General features: G+C 70.3%; 11 protein-coding genes. 2 read left to right on the top strand and 9 right to left on the bottom strand.

Annotation, left to right across the window (positions count from 1 at the left end; translation table 11 throughout):
- The coding region (locus AB3X43_RS09470) for a DUF2189 domain-containing protein (RefSeq protein WP_369429591.1) at positions 1-428 on the top strand (428 nt) is incomplete at its 5' end.
- 13 nt (positions 429-441) lie between these two features.
- On the opposite strand, the gene AB3X43_RS09465 is transcribed toward AB3X43_RS09470, so the two are convergent.
- The 9 genes from AB3X43_RS09465 to AB3X43_RS09425 form a co-directional block, all read right to left on the bottom strand.
- The gene (locus tag AB3X43_RS09465) at positions 442-1,269 is read right to left on the bottom strand and encodes a F0F1 ATP synthase subunit gamma (RefSeq protein WP_369429590.1); all 828 of its coding nucleotides are present in this window, start codon (positions 1,267-1,269) and stop codon (positions 442-444) included.
- Positions 1,266-2,693 carry a F0F1 ATP synthase subunit alpha gene (locus AB3X43_RS09460; RefSeq protein ID WP_369429589.1) on the bottom strand — a complete coding sequence of 476 codons (1,428 nt, stop codon included), beginning with the start codon at positions 2,691-2,693 and terminating at the stop codon, positions 1,266-1,268. The genes AB3X43_RS09465 and AB3X43_RS09460 overlap by 4 nt, the downstream gene beginning before the upstream one ends.
- Positions 2,690-3,451, bottom strand: a complete 762-nt coding sequence (locus AB3X43_RS09455; RefSeq protein ID WP_369429588.1) for a hypothetical protein — start codon at positions 3,449-3,451, stop codon at positions 2,690-2,692. Before AB3X43_RS09455 ends, AB3X43_RS09460 begins: the two co-directional genes overlap by 4 nt.
- 9 nt (positions 3,452-3,460) lie before the next feature.
- Complete coding sequence (locus AB3X43_RS09450; RefSeq protein WP_369429587.1) at positions 3,461-3,727, bottom strand: F0F1 ATP synthase subunit C; 267 nt, start codon at positions 3,725-3,727, stop codon at positions 3,461-3,463.
- Positions 3,720-4,436 carry a F0F1 ATP synthase subunit A gene (locus AB3X43_RS09445; RefSeq protein WP_369429586.1) on the bottom strand — a complete coding sequence of 239 codons (717 nt, stop codon included), beginning with the start codon at positions 4,434-4,436 and terminating at the stop codon, positions 3,720-3,722. Before AB3X43_RS09445 ends, AB3X43_RS09450 begins: the two co-directional genes overlap by 8 nt.
- Entirely contained in the window at positions 4,429-4,707 is a 279-nt protein-coding gene (locus tag AB3X43_RS09440) for an AtpZ/AtpI family protein (protein WP_369429585.1), read from the bottom strand. Before AB3X43_RS09440 ends, AB3X43_RS09445 begins: the two co-directional genes overlap by 8 nt.
- Positions 4,708-4,709: 2 nt before the next feature.
- On the bottom strand, positions 4,710-5,132 hold the full coding sequence (locus tag AB3X43_RS09435) for a F0F1 ATP synthase subunit delta/epsilon (RefSeq protein ID WP_369429584.1): 423 nt from the start codon (positions 5,130-5,132) through the stop codon (positions 4,710-4,712).
- A complete protein-coding gene (atpD, locus tag AB3X43_RS09430) occupies positions 5,129-6,568 on the bottom strand; it encodes a F0F1 ATP synthase subunit beta (protein ID WP_369429583.1) in 1,440 nt (479 codons plus the stop codon). The genes AB3X43_RS09435 and atpD overlap by 4 nt, the downstream gene beginning before the upstream one ends.
- 79 nt (positions 6,569-6,647) lie before the next feature.
- On the bottom strand, positions 6,648-7,631 hold the full coding sequence (locus tag AB3X43_RS09425) for a quinone oxidoreductase family protein (protein ID WP_369429582.1): 984 nt from the start codon (positions 7,629-7,631) through the stop codon (positions 6,648-6,650).
- 193 nt (positions 7,632-7,824) lie between these two features.
- Here AB3X43_RS09425 and AB3X43_RS09420 point away from each other — a divergent pair.
- Positions 7,825-8,856: serine/threonine protein kinase (locus AB3X43_RS09420; RefSeq protein WP_369429581.1), on the top strand; the 1,032-nt coding region annotated here is incomplete at its 3' end.

Raw genomic sequence — 8,856 nt, 5'->3', positions numbered from 1 at the left:
TGGAGATGCTGTGGGGACGCGCCACGCTGGTGGTCTTCGCGGTCAGCTTCGACGGCATGCCCGATCTGAAGGGCTCGCTGCTGGCACTGCTCGACCCGGAGAACATCGGCTTCATCGTCGCCTACCTAGGTGTAAGCGCCGTCTTCGGCGGGCTGATCTTCTCGATCAGCGTGGTGAGCATCCCCATGATGCTCGACCGCCAGGTGGACGCCATCACGGCCGGGCTGACCAGCCTGCGGCTGGTGCTGGACCAGCCGGTCGTGATGGTGTTCTGGGCGGTGCTGATCGCCGTGCTGATGGTGGTGGCGATGCTGCCGTGGTTCCTCGGGCTGCTGTTCATCGGGCCGATCGTGGGGCACGCGAGCTGGCATGCCTACCGGGCCACCGTCATCGACGAGGACAGCGACGAGGCTGATACCTCGGCCTGAGGCCGTGCGGCGCTCATGCATCGATCGAACTCATCAGCGTTTCCAGCTCGTCCGTGATCTGCGCCTGGCGCTGCTGCGCATAGCGCTGGCGCAGGCTGCGGCCAAGTTCGTCGAGGTGGTCCTGGGCGCGCTGCATCTGCGCCAGACGGGCATGGTTTTCCTGGGTCAGCGCCGCCATCAGCGCCACGCGCAGACGCAGTTGCAGGAGCTGCCGGGTCAGCGCCGCGGTCAGTGCCTGCAGCGACAGGTAGTGCACCGGCGCTGGCGCGGTCCGCAGGGACGCAGGCCGATCGGGTGGTTCGGGCGGCCACAGCCGGCGGCGCACCAACCCCGATTCGTCAGGGTACAGCAGCCACAGCTCCCGACAGGCCGCCAGCACCGGATCGAGCATGGCCCACCAGTCGTCCAGCGTGTCGTCCACCTCCTCGATCGCCGCGCAGGCGGCCAGCGGCACAGGCACAGCGCCAGGCAGATCCTCCAGCAGCGTCTGCAGCCGCCGGCTGGCAAGCCAGAAGCAGGTGCGAGGATCGGCACCGCGCAGGTCGCGCACAACCTGCGCGAGGTGGCTGTTGTGTGCGCCACAGAACCCGCGCTCTGCCCCGATCACCCACCAGCCGACCGCACCGCCCGGTCGATCCTGCGATGGCACCGCCGCATGGCCGACCCCGGCATCGCTCACGTCCTGCAGTGCGGTGCACACCGTCGCCAGCGCAGGCCGCAAGGCCTCGACTTGCCGCCCCAGGCGCTGCAGCTCGGACAGTGCGAGGTTCTTCATCGCCAGCACGATCTGGTGCAGCTCGTCGAGCAGCGCGGCGCGCTCGCGCAAGGCCGTGCCGCTCATGCCAGCCAGCCGCGCACGGCGCTGACCCAGGCGCCGCGCGCGGCCTCCAGCGCGGGTGCAGCGCCTGCCACGCCCGCCGCTTCGGCCAGCCGATCCAGCAGCGCGGGCCACTGCGCCACCGGAGCCGCGGCCAGCCAGCCTTCGTTCAGCGCCACCAGCCACGCCATCTGCACCCCGACCGGCCGTGGCTGCAGGCGCCCTTGGCTGAACAGCGCCTGCAACAGGTGCCCGTGCGCCACACGGGCAGCCATGTCGGCATCCAGCCGGGTGCCGAAGCGCGTGAACAGCTCCAGCTCCAGGAACTGGAGGTAGTCGAGCCGCAGACGTCGGCACTCGCGGGCCACCGCCGGGTGCTGCGCCTTGCCACCGATGCGCGAAACCGAGGTGGCGATGTCGATCGCCGGGCGCATGCCGGCCGCGAACAGCTTGCTGCTGAGGTAGACCTGCCCGTCGGTGATCGAGATCAGGTTGGTCGGGATGTAGCTGGCGACCTCGCCAAGCTGGGTCGGCACGATCGGCAGCGCCGTCATGCTGCCACCGCCGAGCGCCGCGCTCAGCTGTGTCGAGCGCTCCAGCAGCCGCGAATGCAGGTAGAAGATGTCGCCCGGATACGCCTCGCGCCCTGGCGGACGGCGCAGCAGCAGCGACAGCTCGCGGTAGGCCTGGGCATGCTTGCCGAGGTCGTCGTAGACGATCAGGGTGTCATGGCCGGCGTGCATCCAGCTTTCGGCCAGCGCACAGCCGGCGAACGGCGCCAGGTACTGCAACCCCGCCAGACTGCCGGCCTCGGACACCACCACCGTCGTGTGCGCCAGCGCACCGCGCGCCCGCAGAACGGCCACCGTCTCGGCCACCTGCGTGCGCCGCTGGCCGATCAGCACCAGCACACAGCGCACACCCTGGTCGTGCTGGTGCAGCACCGCGTCCAGCGCCAGCGCGCTCTTGCCGGTGCCGTCGTCACCGATCAGCAGCTCGCGCTGGCCGCGGCCGATCGGCAGCAGCGTGTCGATGATGGTGTTGCCGGTGTAGAACGGACGGCTCACAAAGTCGCGCTCGATGATGGCCGGCGAGCGCGCCTCCATCGGCCAGGGTGTGCCGGCGGGAACAGATGGACCGCCGTCGAGCGGGCGTCCGAGCGGGTCGATCACCCGGCCGAGCAGCGCCTCGCTGCAGGAGAGCGCCAGCCGCCGACCACTGCGGCGCATCCGCAGGCCGGCCGCCATCTGGCCCGACTGCTCCAGCAGGATGCAGCCGATCAGCCGCTCGTCGAGCTGGAACACCCAGGCCCGGCTGCCATCGGCACCCAGCAGTACCTCACCGACCTCGGCCGTCGGCAGGCCCTGCACCCAGGCGATGCCGTCGGCCAGCCCGATGACGGTGCCAACCTCCTCGACCGCGAGGCCGATCTGTGCGCCACCCGTCATGCCGCAGCCGCAGCCTGCACAAAGGCATCGACGCCGCGCCGCAGGCTCGCCTCCAGTGCGTAGTCGCTGGCATGGCCGCCCGGCTGGATGCGCACCCCGGCCAGCAGCGCCGGGTCCCGCTGCCAGTGCACGGCGAGCGTGCAGCCGCACAGGTCGGACAGCGCCGCCTGCACCTGCACCGACAGGTCTGGCGGCACGTCGAACGCGGTCTCGATCGCGACCGTGGCCGCGAAGTGCACCACCGCGCCGTGCAATGCAGCGCGCGCCGCCTCGCGCTGCGGCCCGGCCAGATCGGCCAGCAGCAGGGCGATCACGGCAGCCTCGACCGCCGGACTCGCCAACCGCTGCAAGTAGCGCGCGACGTGTTCGGCGGCCTGCCGGCGCTGGTCGGCCTGCGCGGTCTGCTCCTGCTGCGTGCGGCGCTGGGCATCGCAGGCCAGGGCCTGGGCGCGGTCGGTGTCGAGTTGCTGCAGCAGCGCGGTCAGCCGACGCTGGCGCTCGGCGCCCATCTCGGCGGTCAGCGCCTGCAGGGCGTTGTCGCGCTGGGCCTGCACGGCGTCGCGCTCGGCCTGCAGCGCGGCGGTGTCGCGGGCGAGTGCAGCCTCGCGGGCGGCCAGCGCGTCACGGCGCTGGACGCCCGCAGCCTGGCGCGCATCCAGCGCCGCCTGCAGCGGCCGGTACAGGAAGCGCGTCAGCAGCCACAGCAGCACCAGGAAGTTGATGGTCTGCAGCACCAGCGTGGTGGCGTCGAGGTTCATGGCCGGACCTCAGCGCAGCACGTATTCGAGCAGCGGATTGCGGAACAGGATGATCAGCGCCACCACCAGACAGTAGATCGCCAGCGACTCGATCATCGCCAGTCCGATGAACAGCGTGCGGCTGATCGACTTCTCGGCCTCGGGCTGGCGTGCCAGTGCGTCGAGCGCGGCAGCGATTGCCCGGCCCATGGCGAGGGCGGGAAAGAACACACCCAGCGCGATCACCAGCCCGGCGACGATGGTGGACGCCAGGCTGAACAGGTGCAGGTCATTCATGGTCGGGACGCTCCGGAAGGGACTGGATTTCAAGGGCACTGGCGATGTAGATCAACGCCAGCATCCCGAAGATGTAGGCCTGCACCAGCGCCTCGACAACGTGCAGCACCAGCAGCGGGATCGGCACCAGCAGCCCCGCCACCAGTAGCACCAGCATCGCGGCCATCTCCAGGCTCATCATGTTGCCGAAGAGCCGGATCGCCAGCGCGAGCGTGCGCGTCAGCTCGCTGATGAGGTGGAAGGGCAGCAGGATCGGACTCGGCTGCAGGTAGTGCGCCAGGTAGCGGCGCAGGCCGGCGGCGCGGATGCCGTAGACATGGACCGACACCATCACCACCAGCGCCAGCGCGGCGGTGACCGACAGGTCGCGGGTCGGCGAAGACAGCCCCGGCACCAGCCCGATCAGATTGGCGATCAGCAGGAACAGCCACAGCGTGCCGACGAAGGGCAGCACCTGGTCCACGTCTCCGGGGGCGACCACCTCGGCCACCGCCTCGCGCATCAGGCTGTACGTGGCTTCGAGCCAGCCTTGCAGGCGGCTGGGCGGGCCGGGCCGATCGAGCGGATCGGCCGCCTCGCGCGCCAGCCGGCGCCCGAGCCACAGCGCGAGACCCACCAGCAGGGCACTGACCGCGATCGCCAGCAGCAGCGGCTCGCGCAGCGCCAGCGGGCCGAGGTGCAGCCAGACCGCGCCGTCCAGGTCATTCATCGCCAGGCTCCCGGAAGAATTGCCAGACGTTCCACGCACCCACGGCCAGCCCGAGCAGGATGCCGTTGACGGTCCAGCGCACCGAGTAGCCGACGGACTGCTCGTCCAGCCAGCGCCCGAGGTAGGCGCCCAGCACCAGCGGCACCACCAGCAGAAGCCCCGCCGTGCCGCCCGTGATCAGCAGCCCGAGCAGGCCGGCGCGGCGCGCGGCGCGCAGGCGACGCACCTGGCGTTCGAGCTGGTGGCGCAGATGCTGGTCGTCGCCGGTCATGGTCAGGGGCGCGCCTGTTCGGCGAGCTGCTGCAGGCGCTGGTAGAGCGCGGTCTCGATGCGGCCCTGGCTGGTGCGGGCGCTCTCGCGCCAGGCCTGTTCCTCCTGCAGCACGGCGTCCAGCTCGGCCTGCAGCGCCTCGGGGGCAGGCGTGTCGTCGCCCAGGATGCGGCGGCTGACGATGGCGATCTGCCCGTCCGCACAGCGCAGCGTCCCGCCGACCGTGGCGATCCAGCGCCAGTCGTCCGGCGCTGCACCAGCCACGCGGTAGCGCAACAGACCCGGTGCCAGCATGGTCACCAGCGGCCGATGACCGGGCAGCACACCGAACTGTCCGCTCGCATCCGCCGCGACCAGACTCGCCACGCCCTCGATCTGCCGGATGCGCCGGCCGTCGAGCAGGTCGAGACGCAGCGTGCGGCTCATGCAGCCACCGCCACCGCCGCCAGGGCGGGCAGCACAGGCATGGCCCCCTTCATGTAGCAGGCGTCCTCGCTCAGCGTGTCGTAGGCGCCGCCAAGGAAGCGCTCGCAGTCGGCCAGCACCGTCTCCAGCGGGACGGACACGCCGCCCATCCCGGTGTGGCCGGCGACGACCTGGAAGGGCTGGGTCAGGTAGCGCTGCAGTCGCCGCGCCCGCGTGACGACCTGGCGGTCTTCAGGCGACAGTTCGTCGACGCCGAGCATGGCGATGATGTCTTCGAGTTCCTTGTAGCGTGCCAGATGCTGGCGCACCGCACCAGCGACGCGGTAGTGGCGTTCGCCGATCAGGCGCCTGTCGATCATCCGGCTGTTCGACGCCAGTGGATCGACGGCAGGGTAGATGCCACGCGCCGCCTGCTCGCGCGAGAGGATGACGACCGAGTCCAGGTGCGACTGGATCGCCGCGACCGATGGATCGCTCATGTCGTCGGCCGGCACGTAGACGGCCTGCACCGCGGTGATCGCGCCGTGGCGGGTCGAGAGGATGCGCTCCTCCAGCCCGGCGACCTCGGTCACCAGCGTGGGCTGGTAGCCGACGCTGGATGGCATGCGCCCGAGCAGGCCGGAGATCTCGGTGCCGGCCTGGACGAAGCGGAACAGGTTGTCCATCAGGAACAGCACCTCGCCACCATCGGCGTCGCGCAGCGCCTCGGCGCAGGTCAGCGCGGTGTAGCCGGTGTAGAAGCGCACGCCGGGCGTCTCGTCCATCTGGCCGAAGACCATCACGGCGCGGTCCATCACCCCGGCGTCGCGCATCTCGTGCCACAGCTCGTGCCCTTCACGGATGCGCTCGCCCACCCCGGCGAACACCGACACGCCATGGTGCTCGTGGCTGACCGCGTGCATGAACTCCATCATGAGCACGGTCTTGCCCACCCCGGCGCCGCCGAACAACCCCGTCTTGCCGCCGCGCACGAAAGGGCACAGCAGATCGATCACCTTGATGCCGGTTTCAAGGATGCGGTCACCCGGCAACGTGTCAGCCAGCGACGGTGGCGCGGCGAGCACGGGGCGGTGTTCAGGGCTTTCGACCGGCGCGCCGCCATCGAGCGGTTGACCCATCGCGCCCAGCAGGCGCCCCAGCGTGGCAGGGCCGACAGCCACCGACAGCGGCGCGCCCGTGTCGACCACCGACAGGCCGCGCGCCAGCCCCTCGGTCGGCTGCAGCGCGATGCAGCGCACCAGCGATTCGCTCAGATGCTGGACCACGACCAGCGACCAACCACCGGCATCGTCGCCGACCGCGGCACCCGCGCGCAGCAGATGCCCGAGTCCCGGCAGCAACCGACAGCGCACCTCGACCACCGGCCCGTGCACCGCCCGCACCACCGCAGCGCGGAACTCGTCCGGAAAGGCATCGATCGACTGGGACTGGGTCATGCAGGCTCCGCGCGGTGGTCCGCGGAGCCATTATGGAAAACACTTGGTTCGCCAGCTTGAGCTGCATCAAGTCCAGGGATTACAGCGTCAGGATCGTGCAGCCGGTGGTGGCACGGGCTTCCAGATCGCGGTGGGCCTGCGCGACGTGCTCGAGCGGATAACGCTGCGCGATCGGGATCGTCACCTCGCCGGAGCTGACCATCGCGAACAGCTCCTCGGCCAGTGCCTGCGTGCCCTCGCGGGTGGCAATGTGGGTGAACAGCGTCGGGCGCGTGACATAGAGCGAGCCCTTGGCGCCCAGCACGCCGAGATTGACCGGCGGCACCGGACCGGACGCATTGCCGTAAGTCGCCAGCAGACCGAAGGGGGCCAGGCAGTCGAGCGACCCCTCGAAGGTGTCCTTGCCGATCGAGTCGTAGACGACCTTCACGCCACGTCCTTCGGTGATCTCGCGCACACGGGCGGCGAAGTTCTCGCTGCGGTAGTTGATGGCGTGGGCGGCGCCGTGCTGCAGCGCGAGCAGGCACTTGTCGGGGCTGCCGGCCGTGGCGATCAGGTTGAGCCCCATCGCGCGCGCCCACTGGCAGGCGATCAGGCCCACCCCACCCGCAGCGGCATGGAACAGCACGAAGTCACCGGGTTGCAGCCCCCCCTGCGGCTGCGTGCGGCGCAGCAGGTAGGCGGCGGTCATGCCCTTGAGCATCATCGCGGCACCGGTCTCGAAGTCGATGCCGTCCGGCAGCTCCACCACGCACTTGGCGGGCATCACCCGCACCTCGCAGTAACTGCCCGGCGGCTGGCTGGCGTAGGCGACACGGTCACCCGTCTGCAGGTGCGTGACGCCCTCGCCCACCGACTCGACCACGCCGGCAGCCTCCATGCCCAGCTGCAGCGGCAGCGCATTGGGATAGAGGCCGGTGCGCTGGTAGACGTCGATGAAGTTCAGGCCGATCGCGAGGTGGCGGATGCGCACCTCGCCCGGGCCGGGTTCACCGACGGGCAGATCGACGAGCTGCATCACGTCGGGGCCGCCGAAGGCGGAGATCTGGATGGCACGGGGCATGGGAGTTCTCCTGTCGGTCGAAAGCGTATGCGGAGCTTACGGGATCGGCGGATCCGGCGTGGACAGCGCAGTCCATGGGCCTCATGCCGGCACACCCAAGCCGGCACTACACCAAGCAGCCAATCAAAGTCACAGGACGTGTCTGCTGTATCGGGCTATGCTGCCGGCGCATCGCAACCCATCGGACAGCACTGTGGATGAGGACGGCAATCTGAGCATCGGCACCCGGCTGGGTGAATTCGAGATCCGCGGTCTGGTCGGTGCCGGGCGGACCGGCGTCGTCTACCGCGCCTTCGACCACGAACTGGAACGCGAAGTCGCGATCAGGGAATACCTGCCCGCCTCGCTGGCGTCGCGTGCCGAAGACGGGCACGTGCAGGTCCGCGGCCGGGTCCATGCCCATGCGTTCGGCGTCGGCCTGCAGCAGTTCCTGCGGCAGGCCCAGTTGCTCGCGCGCTTCGATCATCCCGCCCTGGTCAAGGTATTCCGTTACTGGGAGGGCCATGGCACGGCCTACATGGTCATGCCGTTCTATGCCGGCCAGACGCTGGCACAGGCCCTGCGGCAACTGCCGGCACCACCCACCGAGGCATGGCTCATGGGCGTGCTGGTGCCGCTGCTGGGAGCGCTGGACAGCCTGCACCACCAGCACATCCTGCACCGCCATGTGGTGCCGGACAACATCCGGCTGCTGCGCAACGGCCGGCCCGTGCTGCTGGAGCCGGACAGTGCACAAGAGAACCTCCGACCTGGCTACGCGCCCATCGAACAGGTGGCCGAGGGGCCGGACCTGCGCCCAGGGCCCTGGACCGACCTGTATGCGCTGGCGGCCGTTGTCCATGCGGCGCTGACCGGCGGGCCGCCGCCGGCTGCGCAGACCCGCACGGTGCAGGACGGTCTGGAGCCGCTGACCGCGGTGGCTGCGCGCCTGGCCACCACGCACGGCCAGCACTACCACCCCGCCTTCCTCGCAGCCTGGCAACAGGCACTGGCCATCCGGCCCGCCGACCGCCCGCAGAACGTGCAGGCGCTGATGCAGCAACTGGGACTCATTCCCGCCCCGATGCCGGCGGGCCAGTGGTCTGAAGTCCCGCCCGACCATCCCCGTGACGCGGCCGTTCCCCGCCCGCCAGCCACTGCGCTGCCCGCCGCAGCGGTCGATCCGCTGACCCCGCTGGAAGTTCCGAAGCCTCGGTCCCACGGCCTGTTGGCGGTTGCCCTCGCA

It is taken from the genome of Sphaerotilus sp., from assembly GCF_041083715.1.
Taxonomy (GTDB): Bacteria; Pseudomonadota; Gammaproteobacteria; order Burkholderiales; family Burkholderiaceae_C; genus Sphaerotilus.
The sequence above is the reverse complement of the archived record's forward strand: the minus strand, read 5'-3'. Positions and strand labels throughout refer to the sequence as shown.

Coding starts and splice junctions, on each gene's coding strand:
- AB3X43_RS09455 (WP_369429588.1), bottom strand. CDS start 3,451: ATGAACCTCGACGCCACCACGCTGGTGCTGCAGACCATCAACTTCCTG.
- AB3X43_RS09460 (WP_369429589.1), bottom strand. CDS start 2,693: ATGACGGGTGGCGCACAGATCGGCCTCGCGGTCGAGGAGGTTGGCACC.
- AB3X43_RS09465 (WP_369429590.1), bottom strand. CDS start 1,269: ATGAGCGGCACGGCCTTGCGCGAGCGCGCCGCGCTGCTCGACGAGCTG.
- AB3X43_RS09445 (WP_369429586.1), bottom strand. CDS start 4,436: ATGAATGACCTGGACGGCGCGGTCTGGCTGCACCTCGGCCCGCTGGCG.
- AB3X43_RS09440 (WP_369429585.1), bottom strand. CDS start 4,707: ATGACCGGCGACGACCAGCATCTGCGCCACCAGCTCGAACGCCAGGTG.
- AB3X43_RS09435 (WP_369429584.1), bottom strand. CDS start 5,132: ATGAGCCGCACGCTGCGTCTCGACCTGCTCGACGGCCGGCGCATCCGG.
- AB3X43_RS09425 (WP_369429582.1), bottom strand. CDS start 7,631: ATGCCCCGTGCCATCCAGATCTCCGCCTTCGGCGGCCCCGACGTGATG.
- AB3X43_RS09450 (WP_369429587.1), bottom strand. CDS start 3,727: ATGAATGACCTGCACCTGTTCAGCCTGGCGTCCACCATCGTCGCCGGG.
- atpD (WP_369429583.1), bottom strand. CDS start 6,568: ATGACCCAGTCCCAGTCGATCGATGCCTTTCCGGACGAGTTCCGCGCT.